This window comes from Bartonella gliris (genome assembly GCF_045277155.1).
Taxonomy (GTDB): Bacteria; Pseudomonadota; Alphaproteobacteria; order Rhizobiales; family Rhizobiaceae; genus Bartonella; species Bartonella gliris.
The window spans coordinates 29,808-51,940 of the sequence record NZ_CP123962.1 but is presented as its reverse complement, the minus strand read 5'-3'; the positions used below and the strand labels follow the sequence as shown (position 1 = coordinate 51,940).

General features: G+C 36.6%; 15 protein-coding genes, 1 tRNA gene and 1 pseudogene. 6 read left to right on the top strand and 11 right to left on the bottom strand.

Translation table 11 applies throughout. The features are described 5' to 3' along the window. Positions 1 to 1,250: 1,250 nt before the first annotated feature. Together QHG54_RS00180 and ettA are read right to left on the bottom strand one after the other, a co-directional pair. The gene (locus QHG54_RS00180) at positions 1,251 to 2,192 is read right to left on the bottom strand and encodes an ArsR/SmtB family transcription factor (protein WP_406604220.1); all 942 of its coding nucleotides are present in this window, start codon (positions 2,190 to 2,192) and stop codon (positions 1,251 to 1,253) included. A 439-nt stretch (positions 2,193 to 2,631) separates the two neighbouring features. Next, positions 2,632 to 4,281, bottom strand: a complete 1,650-nt coding sequence (gene ettA / locus QHG54_RS00175; protein ID WP_406604219.1) for an energy-dependent translational throttle protein EttA — start codon at positions 4,279 to 4,281, stop codon at positions 2,632 to 2,634. Between the two features lie 162 nt (positions 4,282 to 4,443). Here ettA and QHG54_RS00170 point away from each other — a divergent pair, with 162 nt between their 5' ends. Then, a complete protein-coding gene (locus tag QHG54_RS00170; RefSeq protein ID WP_317993497.1) occupies positions 4,444 to 4,968 on the top strand; it encodes a hypothetical protein in 525 nt (174 codons plus the stop codon). Between the two features lie 59 nt (positions 4,969 to 5,027). Next, positions 5,028 to 5,636 carry a bifunctional nicotinamidase/pyrazinamidase gene (pncA, locus tag QHG54_RS00165; protein ID WP_317993498.1) on the top strand — a complete coding sequence of 203 codons (609 nt, stop codon included), beginning with the start codon at positions 5,028 to 5,030 and terminating at the stop codon, positions 5,634 to 5,636. Between the two features lie 47 nt (positions 5,637 to 5,683). Here the strand turns inward: pncA and QHG54_RS00160 are convergent, their stop codons facing one another. Continuing rightward, positions 5,684 to 6,736, bottom strand: coding sequence for a DUF475 domain-containing protein (locus QHG54_RS00160; protein ID WP_406604218.1), 1,053 nt, complete (start codon positions 6,734 to 6,736; stop codon positions 5,684 to 5,686). Between the two features lie 350 nt (positions 6,737 to 7,086). Here QHG54_RS00160 and QHG54_RS00155 point away from each other — a divergent pair, with 350 nt between their 5' ends. Together QHG54_RS00155 and QHG54_RS00150 are read left to right on the top strand one after the other, a co-directional pair. Further along, entirely contained in the window at positions 7,087 to 7,629 is a 543-nt protein-coding gene (locus QHG54_RS00155; protein WP_317993500.1) for a helix-turn-helix transcriptional regulator, read from the top strand. 418 nt (positions 7,630 to 8,047) lie between these two features. Further along, complete coding sequence (locus QHG54_RS00150; RefSeq protein ID WP_004855884.1) at positions 8,048 to 8,227, top strand: YegP family protein; 180 nt, start codon at positions 8,048 to 8,050, stop codon at positions 8,225 to 8,227. A gap of 2,793 nt (positions 8,228 to 11,020) precedes the next feature. On the opposite strand, the gene QHG54_RS00145 is transcribed toward QHG54_RS00150, so the two are convergent. The 3 genes and pseudogenes from QHG54_RS00145 to QHG54_RS00135 all read right to left on the bottom strand — a co-directional run bounded on the left by QHG54_RS00145 (position 11,021) and on the right by QHG54_RS00135 (position 11,874). Next, entirely contained in the window at positions 11,021 to 11,335 is a 315-nt protein-coding gene (locus tag QHG54_RS00145) for a hypothetical protein (RefSeq protein WP_406604217.1), read from the bottom strand. 26 nt (positions 11,336 to 11,361) lie between these two features. Continuing rightward, positions 11,362 to 11,490, bottom strand: a pseudogene (locus QHG54_RS00140) (hypothetical protein); the annotation flags it as partial. Between the two features lie 93 nt (positions 11,491 to 11,583). Then, positions 11,584 to 11,874, bottom strand: a complete 291-nt coding sequence (locus QHG54_RS00135; protein ID WP_406604216.1) for a hypothetical protein — start codon at positions 11,872 to 11,874, stop codon at positions 11,584 to 11,586. 581 nt (positions 11,875 to 12,455) lie between these two features. On the opposite strand from QHG54_RS00135, the gene QHG54_RS00130 reads away from it, so the two are divergent. Then, the gene (locus tag QHG54_RS00130; protein WP_317993503.1) at positions 12,456 to 12,770 is read left to right on the top strand and encodes a helix-turn-helix domain-containing protein; all 315 of its coding nucleotides are present in this window, start codon (positions 12,456 to 12,458) and stop codon (positions 12,768 to 12,770) included. Here the strand turns inward: QHG54_RS00130 and QHG54_RS00125 are convergent. Both QHG54_RS00125 and QHG54_RS00120 read right to left on the bottom strand, forming a co-directional pair. Beyond that, positions 12,694 to 12,876, bottom strand: a complete 183-nt coding sequence (locus tag QHG54_RS00125; protein ID WP_317993504.1) for a hypothetical protein — start codon at positions 12,874 to 12,876, stop codon at positions 12,694 to 12,696. The genes QHG54_RS00130 and QHG54_RS00125 overlap by 77 nt on opposite strands. 2,721 nt (positions 12,877 to 15,597) lie before the next feature. Beyond that, positions 15,598 to 15,674 (bottom strand) — tRNA-Ile (locus tag QHG54_RS00120). Between the two features lie 168 nt (positions 15,675 to 15,842). Between QHG54_RS00120 and QHG54_RS00115 the strand changes: the two genes are divergently transcribed. Further along, positions 15,843 to 16,580 carry an SIMPL domain-containing protein gene (locus QHG54_RS00115; RefSeq protein WP_406604215.1) on the top strand — a complete coding sequence of 246 codons (738 nt, stop codon included), beginning with the start codon at positions 15,843 to 15,845 and terminating at the stop codon, positions 16,578 to 16,580. Positions 16,581 to 16,619: 39 nt separating this feature from the next. Here QHG54_RS00115 and QHG54_RS00110 read toward each other — a convergent pair whose 3' ends face one another. The 3 genes from QHG54_RS00110 to dnaG all read right to left on the bottom strand — a co-directional run bounded on the left by QHG54_RS00110 (position 16,620) and on the right by dnaG (position 22,065). Next, positions 16,620 to 17,081 carry a YcgN family cysteine cluster protein gene (locus tag QHG54_RS00110; protein ID WP_317994059.1) on the bottom strand — a complete coding sequence of 154 codons (462 nt, stop codon included), beginning with the start codon at positions 17,079 to 17,081 and terminating at the stop codon, positions 16,620 to 16,622. A 675-nt stretch (positions 17,082 to 17,756) separates the two neighbouring features. Beyond that, positions 17,757 to 19,766 (bottom strand): RNA polymerase sigma factor RpoD, encoded by a 2,010-nt coding sequence (rpoD, locus tag QHG54_RS00105; protein WP_317993506.1) that lies wholly within the window; start codon positions 19,764 to 19,766, stop codon positions 17,757 to 17,759. A 343-nt stretch (positions 19,767 to 20,109) separates the two neighbouring features. Then, positions 20,110 to 22,065 (bottom strand): DNA primase, encoded by a 1,956-nt coding sequence (gene dnaG / locus QHG54_RS00100; RefSeq protein ID WP_406604214.1) that lies wholly within the window; start codon positions 22,063 to 22,065, stop codon positions 20,110 to 20,112. Positions 22,066 to 22,133 lie beyond the last annotated feature (68 nt).

Genomic DNA, 22,133 nt, shown 5'->3' with positions numbered 1-22,133 from the left:
ATGAAGGAAAAAATGCATAAAAGCAGTAATCACTTGTTCAACAGCTATCACTACACAATCAAAACGTGAAATCTTTTTAACCCCTTAAGATGTAACAAGAATCAGAAATATACCCGCGCCCATTACGGGCATAAATTTTTCTGCTCAAAACAATGAAGGCGCGTAATCTCGATACAACTCAAATAAAAATACCAAGTCTTACCCGTCTTCATGACAATTTTTGAGAATCACCATAAAAAATATTGTGAAATTGTCTCTGCAGTAACAACATCAATCGTGAACTTGAATAAATTAATTTTCACAAAAAGTCAGAGCTCTAAACACATTTATCCGACTCACTCACCAGCACCATTTTAAGGTGAGGACAAACTATTTTATGACCAGCAAAAATACACATTATCATCATAGACAACGATCAAAGCCCAGACATTTCCCTCCCCTTCTCTATTATCTAGATTACCCTGTAAAATAATAAAATGGCAAATTCCTGTATCCCAGAATTGCTATATTAATTATCCTTAGTAGAGATTATATAGAACTTCCTTTTTGCTTCTGGCTTTTTTTCATGGAAACATACTCCTCATTTACAACAACACGCCATTGTTCCGTTCATTCGCGTACTTGCTTTAAAGAGAATTGCTCCCAATCTCATTTCCCAATACTACCCCGCCCATGAAAAATATAAGGCAAGATCTATTGAGCATCATCATATTTTAAAAATACGAGCCAGCACCCTCATTATATTTCCCATTTCCAATGTTGCAGCTGTTTTTAGATTAAGACGGTTCATAAGAGCATACCGCGTCCTTTTTCAAAGTTTTCATTCACATCTCCATCTCTCTTGTGAGATGCAAGAAAACGATTTTTTCTTCTAAAGAGAGGCTTTAAAATGAAAAAAACTTCCTATTTTGGGTGTTCACATTCAAATTGGAAAACAATTAATTATCATCAAAATCAATGACTTACATAATTCATATATGCTGTATAACACACGTTAATAGAAGCATGACCAGCTTCGCTTTTATAATTTTCTTACCTATGTTTATTATACTCCATTATTTTTTGACTTTAACTAATATTACTTTAATACCTTTAGTTATAATTCTACACGTCTAAATCTTGGAGCACTAAGCATTCTAAAGCACAAAAATATAATGCGCGTGTAAAAAACAATACCTCTTCAACGATTTACCACAATTCTATCTTTGCGCCTTTTAAAGTCAAAGAAGAAAGCATATGAGCAAATATAATTATGCAAACTCTATTTTTTTATCTTTTATATCATCTACCAATAAACGTGGATCACGAGCAAGCCAGAGTTTAACTATGAAGCCCTCATTGTTTTCATCTTGCAAAGGAGGCAAAGAAATCATTTTTTCTAGAATAAGTCCTGCATTTTTAAGCCATTGTGCTATTTGTGAATCTGAAAAATCAAGAGGCATATGAGCACGGGAAGAATGTGAAGACACAACTTTATGGTGAACAAAATCCACAATCAGCAAACGTCCATGAGGACGCAAAACACCTGCTACCTCGTTAAAAGCTATTTCAGGACTATCAAAAAAATGTAAAACCCAATGAAGAACGACCAAATCAAACGTTGTATTCCCAACAGACAAATGCAAAATATCGCTATCAAGCTTAACTTCAATGGCATGCGTATAAAGACCTGAAAGCAATTTTGAGACAGAGCCTGCACCTGTACCAATATCCAGCATTGTATCAAAAGGTTTATCGCCAACCATTTCGCGCAAGGCGCTTTCCACAAGGTGATCTGCAATATATGATAACCGTAACGCATCCCTCTGCGCTATATTTTGTAAGAAATACTTCTTTCCCCTTTTTCGGCGCTGTTTTTTAACATCCACCAAACGTGCTAAATCGTGCACAAGCATCAAATTACGCTCTGGCAAAGATGAAAGAGCAGCTACTACAATATTTTTTTTAACCAAACAACCATCACAAAGCTTAAAATAAATCGCTCCCCCCTTCTGATAAGACTCAACCAATTGTGCTTCGTATAATAAACGTAAATGTCGTGATATACGCAGTTGCGATTGACCAAGAATAAATATAAAGTCCGATACCGTTAAATCTTCGTGATATAAAAGCCTAAGAACACGTAAACGATTTGCCTCTGCCATTGCTTTAAGCAGTACAATAATTGCATCCAAACTTTCTATTTTTTTCATAAATATTCCTCACTATTCCTATAAACATTTGTTTATAGGAATAGAAAGTCAAGCAGAAGGCGCATATTTGCACCTCTTTGATAAGACTATTTTATGATGCAAAAATAAGAAATCATTAAAGAACGAACAACACCCATCCCACCATTACCCCCATCTGTGATGGGGAGAGCATTTGCGTTGCAGCACAACTTCATATGAAATTTTACCACATCTTATTGCATTTTAACAAATAACAAGTGCTCATCTATGTCACCAACACACAAAAATATAATTACTTCCTCCATGAAGGATATGCAAGCACGATTCTGTTCTCTTTTTTTTATCTCAAATGTGATTAACGACCGCCTCACAATTCGCGTAATTCCCTTTTTTGAAAAATAAAAACAACACAGACACCCCCAATATTTTCGAAGGTACAACACAAATAAAACAAGCAATTCTAACGTGTCAGCGGCTTATAATTCACACGCTTTTGATTAAAAGCTTCTGAACCAAGACGACGAACCTTATCAGCCTCATATTCAGCAAAATTACCTTCAAACCATTCCACATGACCATTCCCTTCAAAGGCCAAAATATGAGTTGCCAATCTATCTAGAAACATACGATCATGCGATATAATAACCGCGCAACCAGCAAAATTCTCCAATGCATCTTCCAATGCACCCAACGTTTCGGTATCAAGATCATTGGTCGGTTCGTCAAGAAGAAGAACATTACCTCCGTCTTTTAAAAGCTTAGCCAAATGCACACGATTGCGCTGCCCTCCTGACAAATTTGCTACTTTTTGCTGTTGATCTGCACCCTTAAAATTAAACGCACCGCAATAAGCACGGCTATTCATTTCATATTTACCTAATTTAATAATGTCGTTTCCACCAGAAATTTCTTCCCAAACGGTTTTATCACCCGCCAATGAATCGCGACTCTGATCAACATAACTCATATGAACTGTTTCCCCGATGCGTATTTGACCTGAATCTGCTTGTTCCTGTCCCGTCAGCATTTTAAACAAGGTAGATTTTCCCATCCCATTGGCACCAATGACTCCAACAATTCCACCAGCAGGAAGTTTGAAAGAGAGATCATCAATTAATACACGCTCTCCATATGCCTTAGAGAGATTATGAACTTCAATGACAACCTGCCCCAATCTTTCGCCAATAGGTATAATAATTTGCGCTTCTCCAGGACGGCGCTCATGTGCAGCTTGAACCAACTCATCATATGCTTTAATCCGCGCTTTTGACTTTGCTTGTCGTCCTTTTGGGCTAGAAGCTATCCATTCTTTTTCGCGTGATAACGTACGCTGACGAGCAGCCTCTTCACGCCCTTCCTGAGCCAAACGTTTAGCTTTAGCTCCCAAATAAGCAGAATAGTTCCCCTCATAAGGAATACCTTTACCGCGGTCTAATTCTAAAATCCATCCCGTTACATTGTCGAGAAAATAACGGTCATGCGTCACCAAAAGCACAGCGCCGGGATATTCACGCAGATGCCTTTCAAGCCAAGCTGTAGTTTCAGCATCCAAATGGTTTGTTGGTTCATCCAAAAGCAATAAATCAGGTTTCGACAAAAGCAATTTACAAAGCGCAACACGCCGCTTTTCACCTCCTGAAAGTTTTGTCACATCCTCATTCGCTGGTGGACAACCAAGGGCTGCCATAGCCATTTCTACTTGGCTTTCTAAGTCCCAAAGATTTTGGCTGTCGATGATATCCTGAAGGCGTGCACTTTCATCCGCAGTTTCTTCACTATAATTCATCATCAATTCATTATAACGCTCCAAAATTTCCTGCTTATCAGCAACACCTTCCATCACATTGCCACGCACATCTTTGCTGGTATCAAGAAGAGGCTCTTGCGGAAGATAGCCACAACGGGCTCCCTCAGAAAGCCATGCTTCTCCGGTGTATTCCTTATCTAGCCCAGCCATAATACGTAAAATAGTTGATTTACCTGCACCATTCGGTCCTAAAATACCGATTTTTGCATCTGGATAAAAAGACAGATGAATATTTTCCAAAATTTTTTTATTACCGTAAGCCTTGGTGAGCCCAGCCATGTGATAGATAAATTGACGTGCCATAAATTTCTCTTTAAATATTGTGCGGTATTAGAGGTTAGGAGTTTGAAAAAACTGCTTTCACTTCTTAAACTTCGGATAAGCAACGGTTATATTGAATGCAAGAGCTTTTCGTTCTAATACTGATACATTTTTTCTAATCTCACAAGCCCCACTTGGTTCTAAATGCAAAAAAATATACCTTCGAAGAGTAAAAAACAAATCTTCTTAGCTGTACCTGAAACTTGTTATCAAACGTCGTTTCTTTTTTCCATACCAGATATACAACTATGTTTTTATCGTATTAAGCCAACCTATCAATGCACTAATGTACCCAAAAGAAAATCAATTCTCTATGCTCCTTCTTTTCTTGCTTTGTGGGCTTTACATTACGCCGTAGAAAACCCCCATCTCTTTTCAGCACTTTTGTGTCATGGAAAGCAATGGACTTCACCTCTTACCTTGATGTGGCTCAAATTGCATTTAAAAAACAACCGCCGCCTTATGGGGTCTGACGTCCCAAGCCTTATGATTATTAAAGCCTTGCACCAGCATGTAGCTGTTAGTGACTACACCGCACTTCCCATTGGCATGTGGCTACAATTTGTAAAAAACTACCAAAACAATTGTAAAAACCTATCCATTCCCCTCTTTTGGCTTGATAATTATACAAATAATAACGATATCCATCGAATTATCTCAAAACTTTAAGACGAAACATAGTCTTTAAAGGCTACCACAAAACATAAATCTCCTACAGGAATATATTCATGGAAAAAAAAGCCTTAATCGTTATTGATGTCCAAAATGACTTTCTGCCAGGTGGAGCACTTGCCGTACCACAAAGTGATATTATTCTACCTGCTGTCAATAATCTCATAGACCATTTTGATCATGTCATTTTAACCCAAGACTGGCACCCAAAAAACCATTGCAGCTTCGCTTCTTCCTACCCTGAAAAAACGCCCTACGATACAGTCAATCTTGACTATGGTCCCCAAATACTTTGGCCTGATCATTGCATACAAGGAACACAAGGAGCTGAGTTTCACGCATCTCTTAAAGTTGAGAAAGCACAACTTATCCTTCGAAAAGGTTATAATCAAAAAATTGATAGCTATTCCGCCTTTTTTGAGAATGATCAAAAAACACCAACCGGCTTACAAGTTTATCTAAAAGAACATGGTTTTATAAAACTGGCTATGTGCGGCCTAGCAACCGATTTTTGTGTCGGGTTTTCTGCACTTCATGCCATCCAATGCGGCTTTCAAGTTAGCGTTTCATTAAATGCCTGTGCTGGTATTGATCTAAACGGATCACTTAATACAATGCTTAAAACTATGAATGAATCCGGCATAGAACTCTTAATGACTTCTTAAAATACTCTCTTTCGTCCTGCTGTTGCAACGCACAAAAAACCTTCAACTTACTTAGACACAGTATGTTTATTCAGATGACGACGCTTAAAGCGAAGAGAAGAATAAAAGGCCATTCCAATAATACAGACCCCCATAAGTCCTGTTAATACTTCAGGGACCGATATAATCGTTTGCAAATACATAATCACTGCAAGTACCAAAATTGCATAAAAAGCACCATGCTCTAAATAGCGATAATGCAACAATGTCCCTGATTCAACCAACATAATTGTCATAGAACGAACGTAAAATGCACCTATACCAAGACCAATTGCGATAATAAAAAGGTTGTGTGAAAAGGCAAAAGCACCAACAACGCCATCGAAAGAAAAACTAGCATCTAAAACTTCTAAATAAAGAAATGCGCCTGCCCCTCCTTTGACAACAGGAGTTAAAGTTGTTTTTGGAGCATCCAAGAGCGAACTGACCGCTTCAACACTTATAAACGTCAAAAGTCCATAAAGGGCAGAAAGTAAAAAAGTCATTTTATCTTCTGTCGCAATCTGCCCTGAAAAAAACAGCATCATAATCAAAACAATTGCAATATCAATTCCGAAAAGCGCCCCAAGCTTTTGAGCTGGCCTCTCTATAAAAGCAAGCCAATGCACCTCTTTCTCAGGATCAAAAAAATATTTCAACCCAACCATCATGAGAAAAGTTCCCCCAAAGGCAGCAATGCCTACATGAGCATTTGTTAAGATTGAAGCATATTGCTGTGGCTCCCATATTGCTAATTTTACTGCTGCAATTGGATTAATCCAAACGGCAACAGCAACCACCAGCAGTGGAAAAACAATCCGCATCCCAAACACTGCTATTAAAATGCCCCATACCAAAAAACGCCGGCGCCATAGCAGATCCATCCTCTCAAGAACACGCGCATTGATAATAGAGTTATCAAAAGATAAAGAAATTTCCAAAATTCCTAAAACACAGCAAATAAAAAAATATTTAAGAAAACCAGCAGCACTTCCCGTTTCAAACCAACCAATAGCCCCTCCTAAAAAGACGCCAACAATTGTGAAAAAAAAAGCCCATCTAAAATAGCCGAATAGGGACATGATCATTCCTCACAATTTATTTCTTTAAATTCATCCGCTGCACAAATCCAAAGATCGCATCTATTAATGCTAAAAAAGATAGAATATACATAGCGGACTCATATGGAATCTTCTTCAAAAAAACAAGAGAAAGAGAAGAATCGGTAAGCGCATCTTTCATTAAAAATGAATGCCAATTCTTAAATAATATGCAACAAAACAAGTTAAAAATCACTTTTTATCCACTAAAACTAAAAAAATAAAAAGAAATGAAAACTATAAATCTTGACATTCATCATAAGATATTAATACATAGTGTGCCTTTATTGGTCAAAGCTTATACCATGATGATTTACTGAGGGAGATAATTCATGGCACGTCCTGAAACTGAATCAAAAACTATATTTGGAAAACGTTTACGTTATGTACGCCTCGCTTTAGGGGACCCATCACGTGAAACATTGGCTAGAAATTTTAGCATGACAAAAAACTCCATCGCGTTTTATGAGCGTGGGGAAAGAGAACCAAACCTTAGTGTCTTACAAACATATCGCACATTGTACGGTGTCAATATCAATTGGCTTTTAACTGGACAAGGAAAGATGTTTGATGCCGAATATACTAAAGGTGATTTTGACTGGAATTATTTTATAAAAAAAATTGAGGGGCTTGAAGAAACTCTTGCCAATAATAACGATCGTAGTGAAAAACTAAATCAAGAAAAAATCGATAGCTCTTATGAAAAGTTGCAGCAATATTTATCAAGACAAGGCTCATCTAATGGCCTCACTCCAAAAGCTGCAACCTCTCTCATCGATATGAAAGCAAAAATGGCCAACTCCTATGCCCTTAGCTTATTCATTGATTTACTCATTCGAAGCATATCGCAGAAAGAGGTTATTGCTAACCAATAAATGTCCATAATAAAAAGGAAGACAGAACAAACATAAACTTTATCAGCATGAAATAAAGCAGAAGCGCTTCTTTCATTGCTGATGGAGTTTAGTGTGTCATATAATTTTTTTGTGGTAAAATAATTGAATGCATATATTTAACAGCATAAAAAGAAAATTTTCCTAATATAAATAAAAATACTATGAAAATAAAAATTAAAAAAAATGTTTTATAGTATAAAATACCGATTTATACCTTATTGACAATAAATATTTTCTTGTTACAAATTATAGTTTTCATAGAAATTATTGTTTGAGATCAAAAAAAAAGAGGGGAAATATATTGACTGCTTACTATAGAGACATACTTTAGTACTCATAGTCAAATGGGTTGAATATTTATCCTGCAAATTATCGGCTATTTTATGAGGTAGGGAGTATGTATTTTGAGGTGTTTCAAGGGGTTCACAATCAATGGTACTGGCGTCTAATCTCAGGAGATGAACAAAAAATCGCTTTTTCTAGTAAAGGTTATCCAACAAAGCAAGATATTCTGACAAATATCGAGCAGATAAAAGAAATTACGCATAAAGCCCTTATTAGAGAGCTACAACCTTAACGTCCTTTGCCATTAAGTTAACAATTTTTACTTTGTATATTTTGAACTTTGCACCACACTTTGGTGATGAACAAAAAGGGGGGGGATGACAGTAGAAAACATGAGGAGCCTTTTGCAGGATTTCTAATATCCCACAAGCAACTGCTCAATAAAGCTTTTCGCGGGGGCTGTGCCGCTCTTCAAAGCGATAATTAAAATTGCTATTAAATTTATCAACTAGCAGCATGTAATACTTTTTCTATGCTTTCAACTTATATCAATCCTTTTGCAGATGCAATTCTCGGCAATGTTCTTCGGCAATGTTCTAAAGAAGCGCCATTAGCTACAAATTGTCTATCAAATTATACACCACAAAGTTATACAGACCAGTACTTGAGGCTCTCATAAAATATTTACAGCCATGCGTTGCAAAATTTCAGTCGCAAACCAAAAAGGCTGCAATACCCTCTAATAAGGTACCACCAGACGTGCAAAATTGGCCTGTGTGAATAAACAATATCAGAGAAAATTTCTTGCACAAACTTGCACCATAAGTTCGTCTAATGCTCTGAATCAAATTATCTTAAAAATCTTCATGGAAAAGAGATATTGAAAATAGGCATTTATCATATGCCTTTATTAATCGAAGTTTTTTAAACTGTAACGATAATGAAAATATAAAAGTAATGGGAATATAACGCAGCATTCTATGGTCAAAAGTGTATATTTACCAATCCCTGATATACCAGCAGTAAAATTTTTCATAAATCTAAACATATACTGAAATATTGTGCTTTGTTTCAGTCGGTAAACATGTTCTCATTGCGGCACGCATTATGACTGCAAGAGAAATGCTGCACTCATCTTAAAAGAATTAGCGGAGAATTCCGCCATATCAGCTTGAAAAAATAAGATTTTGGCTAAACTCTTACCAAGTTTGATAAAATAGATCTTATAAAAAAGAAATGATAAGATTTGCATAATTTTGAGGAAATAGTAAAAAAGCAAAATCAAAAAGCTACATTTCTGCACAAAGCCTAGAAACCATCCGCGTTGACATGGCTGATCTCCTTCTCTTTAATTCAATGCGAAACCGCCAAAGCATCTACTTGGTTGTCCTCTTGGAATGTGTAGCCTCTTAGAGTATTACATTGCTTTATCATCGCTTCTTTTGACACTTTCCTCCCTTCCCTTTCACGCCTTCTTAACTATCCTAAAAGGATATCTTATAATGTATGTACCACATCGTCACGGTAGCGAAGAGGCTGCCATAAACATGAACAGAATCTCTACGAACACAACGCTATCCCGCTTTAAAATAGACTGCATCAATTCAATCTACTGTTATCATAATTTCTGTAAGCTATTGTTTACAAAGCATATCACGCATCACACCACCTTCGAAATAACATATTTGAATATTAATCATTCCATTTATGATGAAATTATCCGCATCACAAATCACTCAACCTATTTTCATAGCTAGATCAAATAGGGAATTATATTAGCCATCCTCCATCCCATTGAAAATATTTTTATGGAATTTAACCGTTATTTTTTTCCAAAAACAGGAAAAGAAAAAGATATGTGAAATATGCCGATAATACTTGGCAGCATAAAAAAATCTTAAGCTATACTGATCATAAAGTCGTTCCATTGATAATAGATTTTTTTGAGAAAAAAAGATCTAAACGGAGCTAAAAAATTAAAAAAACAAGAAGATAACCTTAAAGACCAGACTGAAGCAGCAACAAAGCATCTCTCTACATGAACGAAAAACAACAGCAGAATTTAGGCAAAAGCCATATTCATTGATCAACCTAGCCTTCCAACAAGTGAAATATTCTTATACATCAAAAAAAACTACCCCAAAAGCAATTCAAATACACAAATACCAATATACTTGAAGAAAGCCAGTTTGACATTTTACTAAGTAAAAGTGGCTTAAAGAAAAAATCAGGAATCGCTATCAAAAGAGCGACAGAACAATACATTAACTTCATTCTCTGTGCTAGCGCACCCCAAAAAATCGTTCATTTTATTTTGATGAAGTTTTAAAGTTGTATTTTTACATTCGGTCCTTAAAATCTCATAGCATTCTACACCTTACCATACAACACAACTCCCAAATCCTTCCAATAAAATAATTACAGTGTACTTTTCTGTCTCTTCTCTCACCCCCACTAAACTTGTCTTTATAGAAAGTTCATACTCTTATTCTCTAAGACCTCATTGCCTTATCATGTTCCTTAACGGAAGCGTCATTAAATTTTTAAAACCCAATATTATTTTTCTCTTTCTTATCTCTCAAATCTTGTGTCTTTTCGTGACAGTCATAAACATGATAAAGCGCACATAAATTACAAATTATGAATATGATTGTTTTACCAGATATCCTGTATCTTCTGCATTCATCTTTTTCCCCCTCTTTTTTCTGCCCGATCATCATGATGATTTATATGCGTGTTCATTAAAGCTATTTTATCCGCAGATACCTTTTTCTCAAATTGCCTTACCATCTGCAAAACTGTTTTTAGCCCCCCCACAAACAGTTACCCCCCCCCCACAAACAGTTACATTGTCATAAACTATTTTGGTACCCTATACATATGCATTATTGTAAGCTTTTGCATTGTCACCAACGACTACCTTTCCATAAATTTGAGCATTACCAAAAACTATAATCTCACCACTCACCCAAAAGTCGCCTTCATAACTAAAGTTTACCTCTCGTTCCCCAACCTCCTAAATCACCTTATTTTAGCATTTCCAAAGTCTTTTAAGATACAAATCCTATGCAAAACACGGATACAATCACTTTTTCGCTTCATCTTCCGATTTAATCACTTCCTTATGTTGCTTCATGATCTCCTCATATTGCTTAATTTGTTGTTTCAGCTTTTCAATTGCTTGATCGCGTCTTTTAATCACCATCCTTTGTTCTCTAAGTGCCCTATCTCGTTCTTCAGTCATCTTCATAGAATCTCTTAAAAACTCATGTTTTATCTTTCTTGATTCTTCTTTAAGAGTTTTAGCTTGATCGTGATAATATAAAGCAAACCGAAACATGACCCCGCTGAAAAGCAAAACAATAATCACGGCTCCCAATAAAATTTCGTTTAGACTCATTTTAATCTCCTTTAATTACCGTTAAATCAGTCATCTCGACCAATTTGCTTTGTTTCGCCCTCCATCAAAAAAAGAATGCAATAAGCCACATCTGCCAAGTGCGATAAATTACTCTCGGCATCCCTATTCTTCCCACAAAAATATGCTAATAAACGACGTAAAGAAGCTTCGCTCTATACCCTCACATCAATTGTCTTACTGTATTTATTTACACCAAATGCAAGAACAAAACTAATTTCAAAAAATAATCATGGCGGAAGGATCTCAACACGCGCCTTATCTGCATCGTTCTCGTTTTCCTCTGTTACATCATGTAGAAAGCAATGACATTCGTAAATCTCTTCGTCAGTGCGAAAATTTTCATAGTGACAAACATCGACACTACAATCAAATTCTGCCCTCCCAAAAATCTTCGCATAACCGGAGACTAATGCATTGCCATAAATCTTAAAATTTTCTGAAACTTCCGCATGATCATAAACTTCCACATCACTAAAAAGTACATCCCTCTTCGATAAAGTATTTACCCCTTGTATCACTCTCTACCCAACAATCACCTTTGTGATCGAAATTATCTTTATGCTCTATAAAATCATCAAAATTACTTTTTTGAAATTTCCAAAATCTCTTAATACACGTATGCGATACACCATCTGACGATAACCAAATTTATTAAAACAAAAGGAAAAACTGCACTCTTTGCCTATGAATTTGTATTTTTCTCCACAGCCATGATCATTTTTCTCAAGGCTGCAAAACTTCGTTATGCCCGCACACCAGCCTAACGCAAGAACATTTTTACAAATGTCGATGTGGGGGTATATCTTGATTTATAATTCCGCTGCATATACTATTAGAGTGACATCTTATGAACACACGAATGCATATTTCGATCCCGAATCGTATGCATCCGCCTTCTCACAATCGTGGAACAAAGCAACCATTTTTTATTGATTCGAATCTGAAAGTGTATGGGGACATTTTGTTATTAGTGAAAAACAACTCTACATCCTTCATAAGCGAAGAGCTACGCATGGATATCTTCACGCTCCTTTAATCCTGTATTCTGGTTTCGCGACGCAATATTAACGCTATAGCGTCAATGTGTAAAGGTCTAAAAATGACAAAGACTGAAAAAGATTGGTTCCAACGCTTAATTGAATTGATAAAACGTGATGGACGAACAATGATTGAGATAAGCAGAGCAGCAGGCTGTGGACAAAACTACGTACAACAAATGGTAAACGGAGGGAAAAGACCCTCTGTGGATAAACTTATGGCTATTCTTAACACACTCGGAAATGCTAGCGCCATATATGTAATAACTGGTTTTAACATCTCCGATGAAGATTTAGAACTCATCGCTTTGATTTCGTCTGGAGATAAAAAGAAGATTGAGGCTTTAAATGCCCTTTTGACTGAACAGCATTTGTAGAGTTTTCTACTCTCTTCAAGATCTCTTGCTTTTGAGTTGTAGACAAAGCCTCCCATTTCACAATAATATCAGGTAAAATTGCTTTCAAGTTTTTGTCATTTTTCATAATTATACTCCATTTAGTCAAACTAAATAACGCCAAAGCGTTTATGCGTATCCCATACCTTAGAAAAAAATATTTGCAATAGGCAGTATGGAATCAGTTGTATACAAAGTGGTTTTTATAAAATCATATGGAATTCTATGGTTTATGTACCATGGTGAGACAAAAAATCACATGGTCCAGACATTTTTATAAAAAATTGAGATCATTACTTTGATCAACAATGCTTTTCAGATTTTGCGAATCGAGAAAATAACCAATTGATGTGAAAATATCTCTGAAAATGTTTCTGAATGCTACTTGAGAGAATTGGAATGGAATTATTTTAAAAGAATATATATCACGATTTCATACTACACAGCCCTATCTATGTTTTTAAATGACATCACAAAGCAAGAATATAACGAGGTGATATATACAATTTTTATAAACCGCAGCACTGATAGCTGTGATGTGCTTTCAAAAGCCCCCTCTCCTCTGCCAAATGCACTTTAAATCTAACATAAACGACAATAGCAATACTTAAAAAGAGATAACTGATAAAGGTGCAATGATGAGCGTGCATAAGTTGCACAAGCATTTACAAATTTATAAAAGGAAAATCTTTTTGCATGGGTGAGAAAACTCATGACAGAACTAAAGTCCTCTTCACAACAACACAGGAAAAGAGTTGGGATTACCGACTCACTTCAAAGAGACACTTATTGCTTTATCAAGATAAAATCACACAGGTCTTATGCTTTGCCTTTTCTATGGTAATTCAAACCGCAAATGAATGGAAAAAATTATAAAAGAAACATCAGCATATTTTCTCAAAGGCTCCAAAGATAAAGCATGCATCAAAAAGCTATCATGAATAATGAATATTCGTGATTCATAATTTACATTGCATTCTTGCGCTGAATGACTTCGTAAAAATCAAGAAAGGTGCTTGAGAAAACTGGATAGCGAAAAAGATAAACTTTAGTCATGAAGACTGTTGAATTTTCAACATCGGGAAAATTTTAAAGAATATGTGCTCATGACCATGCTCAAATTCAGAGCAATGCAACTGGTTACGCAAATAACAATAGTTATGATAATATACGTGTCTTTGACACCGTAGTAGTCTACAACGAAAAATATTTTGGAAATGCACAGTTTACAGCAAGAGCGTCATTGTTAACCGAAAAAAGAAAAAGATTCAGAAAATACGCATTCACTGATAAGAATATAATTCAAGAAACCAATCTCTAGCAGAAAAAAACAACTCTCTTCAAAACAACATGTATATTTCACGTCAAAGATGAATTACGCATAAAACAAAGAGGAATAGATATACGCCCATCTATCATCACAAAAATCCACCATTGCACGTGCTTTGAGAAGTAAAAACAAGGTTGCGAATCAATAATAATAAAACCTACAAATGAACTAATCACCGACCTTAAAATCGCGAGGTTCACCTCGCAAGCTCTGTTGCCTATCTAGGCAAATTGGCAGATATGTCAAAAAATAAATATTACGAAGCTTTGCTCTCTAAGTTGTGAAGTTGCCGTACCCAAATGCCTATTTTCTTATCTTTTTAAATATTATTCAATATAGTCAAATTGTATAGCATGCCACATTGCTCATGACCGACAACAAAGAATACGCGAATCGTATGGAATGTAAGTTTTTTTGACAATTACAAAAGTGCATAGCCAAAATTACAAGAGCTCATACCTTCTAAACCAAAAATTTGATGAATATGCATTTGCATGATTATTTAAGAAATATTTTACAGCATCAATTGAATATAGCTTAGCAAAAAAACACGCAAAGACAGAAGAATGCATTCTGATAAAAGTTTTCAACTCCACAGGGAATATTCCTTTATAGAGCAATTAAAACCCATATTACAGTAAGCATTAAACGATGCAAGAAAACACTAACAGCCGCTTAAATTTTTCTGAAAATACTTAATAATCTTTTAGAAAAGATAACCCAACCTGAGGAGTAAAAAAACTTCCTTCAAAAACAAGGATGGATTCCCTACTTGGGCAGAAGAAGACAGAGAGAAATATTATCAAGAATGGCATCATAAAACACATGAATGTGTCTAGATTAACACTCTTTTCTATACAGTTTTACTTCGTAGTGAAGTGATTCCAGCGGCTTGAAAGACGTCAAGATAATATCATTTATCTAAAAACAGAAAAAATAAATTCTAAACAAATATCTATTTCCCCATTTTACCCAAACGAGCTGTAACACATAAAGCTAATTCAGATGGAAATACAAATTCAAAGCACTTTTTAGCTGGACAGATGACACTATACCATCCCTTTATACAATATATTGACCGCAAAAAACTCGCTCTTGAATCAATAAAAAACTAAAAAAGTTCGGAATAATGTTCCTCAAAACGTAATGGATGTAACTTAACACTCGTTGTTGTACTAAATGGGAAAAGATGGGACTAGATAGAAATATGTAATAATGCATTGTTTTTTTTATAAATTTTATACCACTAAAGACGCTCTTCGTTAAAGGCAATTTTGATAGCAGAAAATCAAAAAAGAGTGAAAAACGAAAAAATAAAAATTGGGTAGAAAAAAGAATAGAAGACTTTAAAGAACCTGTAAAAAAACAAATTGGTACAAAACCTAATGGAAAGGCTATAATAAAATGAGCAATCGCCAAGCCTCTTTAACTATTATATTAATAAGTTATTAACCTTACAGGGACGGTTACGGGGGATTGTGGTGGGCCCGGAGGGACTCGAACCCCCAACCAAGCGGTTATGAGCCGCTGGCTCTAACCAATTGAGCTACAGGCCCCACAAGACGCTTCTCTCTAAACTAAAATTCTCTATGAGACAAGAGCTTGCTTAAATTATAAGCCACCTTTTTCTCTTTTCTATCGGTTTTTTTTTCTAATGCCCTAATTTCTTTACAAGAACTCTAGAAAATGAGAGAGTAATAAATCGATAAACAAAAGGAATAGATATGACAAAGACAACTTCTAAATCGTTGAAGAGCTATCCAGTTAAAATGGCTATTGTCGCACTCACTCTGCTAGCCACTTCACTCACCGCACACGCTGAAAAAAGCAAAATGAAAAGCGCAACTATTACGGTTACTGCGACCGGCGAAAGTCAAGCAACACCGGATATGGCAATTATCAATCTCGCCGTTGTTACTCAGGATAAAACTGCCCAAAAAGCATTAGCAGCTAATAATAAATCTATAAACGATATTGTAAACGCTTTTAAGAATAATGGCATCCAAGCAAATGATCTGCAAACATCAGGCTTGTCCATTTATCAATCTAGCCCAGAGAAACATCACGAAAAAAAGAACAAGGAAACCCTTTATCACGTTTCAAATTCTTTAACAGTGCGCATTCGTGATCTTTCTAATGCTGGTAAAATATTTGATCAAGCAATGGCACTCGGCGTTAATTCAGTTAATGGCATTACCTTTACCAATGCTGATACGAAACCATTTTATCAAGAAGCGCGTAAAAAAGCCATTGTTGAAGCGATTGAAAAAGCAGAAACTATAGCACAAGCAGCCAATTTAAAATTAGGAAAAATCATTGAAATCAATGAAAATGATGATGTCTATCATTTAAGGCCACGCCTCATGAGCAAGGCAGCAAATGCAAGCTACGAAGATACAAATTTTTCAGGTGGTGAACTAAATTATAACGTCAGTGTCACCGTAGTATTTGGTATTGATTAAATCACATAGTATTATCAATCATTGTATAAAATGATCTTATCACCGGTCTTCACAGAGAATACCGGTGATATATTGGAGATAATCTTCTTCAGACGATAATTCCTCTTCGTAAACTTCTATCTGTCCACGCGCAGAAAATTGTGTTTGATGTACTGTCTGACAATTTCCTGAAACCAATGGGTGCCACCATTGAAGATCTTGTCCCTCATAAATCAGTCGATAAGCACAGCTTTCTGGAAGCCAACGGGCTGTTTTAATCGTTGCAATATCCAACGATATACAGTCTGGAACGATTGATTTACGATGAACATAGTCCCGACACCGGCAAGTTTCCGCATCTAAAAGACGACACGCCACACTGGTTGCATAGATATCACCAGTGTCATCATCTTCCACCTTATGCAAACAACAACGCCCACAGCCATCACAAAGGCTCTCCCACTCAGAAATGGACATTTCTTCTAATTTTTTTACTTTCCAAAAGGGTCCTTCTTTACGCATAAAATCGGCCATAGCTTTCTCAAACAAGAAAATCTATCAAAAAGCGAAATAAATAAAATTTAAATCCTTAACTTCATACATCTCTTATCTCTGTAAATATCATTACATTCAGTGCATTGCTTTAAGACAATTTTTAAAATCCCGTTTAATGAAAATAGAATACACCTTAAAGCAGACATTCGTTGTGAAACGAATATCAACATAGACCCGCCTGCACAATGGTAAATACCAAGCAGCCTAAAACAATAATATAATCCAAATGAAATTTTTCACACATCTATACATGAATATAATTGTATACATGAACATAAGTGGCTTTTATCAATGCCTCCCGCACCAAAAAACGCACCCCCCCACTCATCGAAAGATTAACCCACTCTGATGAGAGCATTCTTAATATACCACTTCTTTTAATAAACTTAACTTATGTAGGCAAGAGAATGCTTTAAATATTGTTCATTCCTTTTAGAATTCACCCTACAATTCCATGCTGCTTTATAAACCGTAGCACACAAATATCAAAGCCAAGAGGAATTTTGACATCGCAAATTCTGCATAAATTATTCAACTCTAACCTGTTTCCGTTAGTAAAAAGAAATATCAAAAACTACATGATAGTGTCTTTCATCCCTATTTACCAATAAATAATGCATCTTTAAAAATGCACAATTACCCTTAAGAATCGAGGAAACTACGCAATTTTCGTGAACGGCTCGGATGCTTTAACTTACGAAGCGCCTTTGCTTCAATCTGACGAATACGCTCGCGTGTAACTGAAAATTGTTGACCAACTTCTTCCAGCGTGTGATCAGTATTCATCCCTATACCAAAACGCATTCGCAAAACACGTTCTTCACGTGGTGTTAATGAAGCAAGAACGCGAGTCGTTGTATCACGCAGATTGGCTTGAATAGCCGCATCAATCGGCAATAATGCATTCCTATCCTCAATAAAATCACCTAAATGGGAATCATCTTCATCACCAACGGGTGTTTCAAGCGAAATAGGTTCCTTTGCAATTTTAAGTACTTTTCGCACTTTTTCTAACGGCATAGAAAGTTTATTAGACAATTCTTCTGGCGTAGGTTCACGTCCAATTTCATGCAAAATCTGGCGCGATGTGCGAACAATCTTGTTAATTGTTTCAATCATATGAACCGGGATACGAATAGTACGTGCCTGATCAGCAATTGAGCGCGTAATTGCCTGACGAATCCACCATGTTGCATAAGTTGAAAACTTATATCCGCGCCGATATTCAAACTTATCTACGGCCTTCATCAAACCGATATTGCCTTCTTGGATAAGATCAAGAAACTGCAAACCACGATTAGTGTATTTTTTTGCAATTGAAATCACAAGACGCAAATTAGCTTCCACCATTTCTTTTTTAGCAATTGTTGATTCGCGCTCACCTTTCTGCACCTGTGTCACAATCCGACGGAATTCGGCAATCGAAATAGCAGTTTCTTGTGCAAGATTTTGTATTTCGCTGCGTAAACTTTGAATTTCCTTAGCTTCACGTATTGAAAACTCTTTCCAACCACGTCCTGATAAAGTTGAAATATAATTAATCCAATCTGCATCCAATTCACGACCTTGGTATTCTTTTAAAAAATCCTCATGACCAACACCATAATTATTTGCAATTCGCTTCAGCTTACCTTCATTATGAATCAATCTCTTATTGATGTCATAAAGCTGCTCAACCAAAGCTTCAATACGATTTTGGTTCAAAGAAAGAGATTTCACCGCTTGAACCAATTCGCCCTTTAATTGAATATATTTTTTCTTCTGGGAAGGCGAAAGAGCCCCCTCTTTACGCTCTGCCAAACTGCTCTCAACATGCTGATCTTGTAATTTTCGCAATTTTACATAAGTGTCAGCAATGAAATCCAATGTTTCCATGACCTGAGGACAAAGCTCATTTTCCATTGCAGCAAGCGACAAGTTAACATCATCGTCGTCTTCATCATCATCCTCAACATCTATATCCCGCCTAATATCCCCCATATCACGCATGCCAGAAGATGTTTTTTCCTCTTTTGTTTTTTCGACCTCACTTCGTTCAATAACAGGAGCCTGCTTAGCTTCTGGTCCTGCATAAGTCGTTTCAAGATCAATAATTTCACGAAGAAGAATGCGCTGCTCTTTTAATTCTTCACGCCAGATAATGAGAGCCTGAAAAGTCAAAGGACTCTCACAAAGTCCAGCAATCATTGTTTCACGCCCCGCCTCAATACGCTTAGCAATGGCAATTTCGCCTTCCCGCGAAAGAAGCTCAACAGCACCCATTTCGCGCAAATACATGCGCACTGGATCATCGGTGCGATCTGTTACCTCACGCTTAGCTGTTGTTGCAATCGCATAGCTGGTAGCTTCTACTAAATCGCCCCCCTCTACCGTAATTTCCTCTTCATCATGCTCAGGATCACTTTCATCCTCATTGTCAACGACATTAATGCCCATCTCAGAGAACATCGCCAAGGTATCTTCAATTTGTTCAGACGTGACCTCATCAGGAGGAAGAACTGCATTCAATTCATCCATCGTCACGTAACCATTTTTTTTGGCGAGTTTAACCATTTTTTTGATGGCATCATCAGAAAAATCGAGAAGAGGACTGTCCACACTCACTTGTCCCTTTGCTTCCGTATTGTCTTTCTGTTTAACCTTTGTTGACATACCATTAACTCCACTTGATCACTACGCAGGTTCCGCGTGACCAGTTTTTTGCGTTCCCACTTAGCGTATCAACAACACCTTATATATACTTCCTTTTAGAAAAGATCTCTAATAGAAAAGATACATTTTGTTGCATACGCTCTTCATTCACACAAAAACGCGGGAAAACCAAAGAAGTTTCCCCGACACCTCTCAGCCTTTCTGAGATAATCTCTGTATCTTATAGTAAGAACCAATTTCCCGCTATTCCTAAAATTTACTCGTCATTCTTTATAAAAATGCCGCTCTACATACAACTTCCTCATACTAAGCTTAGGTGACTGATTCGCTCTAAAAAAGCGAATCATTTTATCTTATCTTCCTTATTCCCGTCTATTTCTTCATCAAACCAACTTCCAAATCCTTCAATTAAAGCTTCTGTTGCTTGCATCTGTTCTAGCTCGATTTTTATTTCACGAAGCAGATCAAAAACCTCACTCTTAGGATTCTCTACGAGTTGCTCTTCAATATCTTGTAGTCTCTTATGTAGGTGGTATTCTTGAAGATGCAAGTAGATGGCTTGTTTTAATACAGCACGGGCATCCTCTATAGGTGCCCCAGTAAAGACGGTACGCATACCAACATTTTGCACCAGATTTTTCATACGCTCTAAAAGAGCTTTTTGCCCTCTTTCTTCTAAAATTGCAACCATTGTCTCTTTATCATGAAGCTGCTGGCTCCCAAGAATTTCTAACATAGATTGATGAAGACTTACTAATTGGGTATTTTGTAACTCCAACTCAGCAAGAATGTCAAAATTTTCATACCATAATTCAGGATAATACGCCAAAATAAGTAAAATAACTGCCTCACGCAGAGGAATAGAATGTGATGAATTGCGCACTAAATTGGAATTTTCCAACGTCGAAAAAGATTGATCTTTAAAGATCCTATTTTGTAGGTTTTGCCTATTTTGTAGGTTTTGATTGTACCGACCTGCACCCTTTTTTTTCGAAAAAAATGGACGAAAAAAATCAAAAAGCCGTTTCTTTACATCTTGAAAATAATAACGGCGTACATCTGCATCCTTAATCGTAAAAATTTGCTGTTTTAGTTGTTTTTCTAGCGCTGCTCGTGCTTCTGGAGTTTCAAAATTCTTTCCATAGGTAGCACGCAACCATAAAAGCTCAATCAATGGAATTGATTTTTTCAAAAAAGAAGCAAAAAGTTGTGCACCACCAGCACGAATAATTTCATCTGGATCTTTACCTTGTGGCAACAAAACAAAGCGCACAGATACCCCTACCTTTAAAAGAGGCAATACACGATCAGCAACACGAAAAGCAGCTTTTAAGCCAGCATCATCTCCATCAAAACATAAAATAGGATCAGCCGCCATCTGCCATAAAAGTCCAATTTGTGCTTCCGTTAATGCTGTCCCCAGAGGAGCTACGGCTCCCTCAAAACCTGCTTTAGTCAATGTAATCACATCCATATAGCCTTCAACAACCAGGAGTGAATGGATTTTTTCATCACCAACAAAGCGGCTATTTTTGCGAGCAGCTGCTGCATTATAAAGCATATTTCCTTTATGAAAAAGCAGTGTTTCAGGACTATTAAGATATTTTGCCCGCGTATCTTTATCTAACGCACGCCCTCCAAAAGCCACGACACGTCCGCGTAAATCTTCAATAGGAAACATAATACGATTTCTAAATCGATCATAGGAAGCCGTACCATCATCCCCCAATTTGAGCAGCCCACAATCTTCCATTTGTTTTATTGAAATACCACGCGCACTTAAAGCTTCTCTCAAAGCTGTACGCTTTGTCGGAGCAAAACCAATCCGAAAGCGTTCTGCAAGCTTTGGCGTTACACCACGCTCATCCAGATAACGACGCGCCTGCTCCCCCCCTTTATCATGTAAGCTATATTGAAAAAAATCCGTAGCTATTTTCATAACATCATAAAGGTCAGCCTTTTCCATTTGGCGTTTATGACTTTGTGGATCAAAGAGAGGTAATTTCATCCCCGCAAAATCAGCCAAACGCTCTACACTTTCTGAAAAGCGTAATCCATCAAGCTCGCAAAGGAAAGTAAAAATATCACCACTCACACCACAGCCAAAACAATAATAACGCCCTTTACGATCATCACAATGAAAACTTGGAGTTTTCTCACCATGAAATGGACAACAACACCAAAAATCTCCTCGCGAAGGCTTGCTTTTTTGGGGATCAAATACCACCCTTTGACCGATAACCGTTGAAATTGGTAATCTGGTGCGGATCTCATCAAGGAAATCAGACGGAAAACGCATTATCTCTCACAGAGGTTTAAAATTCTTTTTTGCATGTTTAACGACTTTGGAGCATAATTCCAATACTT

Bases quoted from the DNA above. Each gene is read 5' to 3' on its own strand.
- QHG54_RS00180 (WP_406604220.1), bottom strand. From the start codon at position 2,192: ATGAAAAAAATAGAAAGTTTGGATGCAATTATTGTACTGCTTAAAGCA.
- QHG54_RS00110 (WP_317994059.1), bottom strand. From the start codon at position 17,081: ATGCGTAAAGAAGGACCCTTTTGGAAAGTAAAAAAATTAGAAGAAATG.
- QHG54_RS00115 (WP_406604215.1), top strand. From the start codon at position 15,843: ATGACAAAGACAACTTCTAAATCGTTGAAGAGCTATCCAGTTAAAATG.
- QHG54_RS00150 (WP_004855884.1), top strand. From the start codon at position 8,048: ATGTATTTTGAGGTGTTTCAAGGGGTTCACAATCAATGGTACTGGCGT.
- rpoD (WP_317993506.1), bottom strand. From the start codon at position 19,766: ATGTCAACAAAGGTTAAACAGAAAGACAATACGGAAGCAAAGGGACAA.
- QHG54_RS00155 (WP_317993500.1), top strand. From the start codon at position 7,087: ATGGCACGTCCTGAAACTGAATCAAAAACTATATTTGGAAAACGTTTA.
- QHG54_RS00170 (WP_317993497.1), top strand. From the start codon at position 4,444: ATGCAAAAAAATATACCTTCGAAGAGTAAAAAACAAATCTTCTTAGCT.
- QHG54_RS00125 (WP_317993504.1), bottom strand. From the start codon at position 12,876: ATGAAAAATGACAAAAACTTGAAAGCAATTTTACCTGATATTATTGTG.
- ettA (WP_406604219.1), bottom strand. From the start codon at position 4,281: ATGGCACGTCAATTTATCTATCACATGGCTGGGCTCACCAAGGCTTAC.
- QHG54_RS00160 (WP_406604218.1), bottom strand. From the start codon at position 6,736: ATGTCCCTATTCGGCTATTTTAGATGGGCTTTTTTTTTCACAATTGTT.
- QHG54_RS00145 (WP_406604217.1), bottom strand. From the start codon at position 11,335: ATGAGTCTAAACGAAATTTTATTGGGAGCCGTGATTATTGTTTTGCTT.
- QHG54_RS00130 (WP_317993503.1), top strand. From the start codon at position 12,456: ATGACAAAGACTGAAAAAGATTGGTTCCAACGCTTAATTGAATTGATA.
- pncA (WP_317993498.1), top strand. From the start codon at position 5,028: ATGGAAAAAAAAGCCTTAATCGTTATTGATGTCCAAAATGACTTTCTG.
- dnaG (WP_406604214.1), bottom strand. From the start codon at position 22,065: ATGCGTTTTCCGTCTGATTTCCTTGATGAGATCCGCACCAGATTACCA.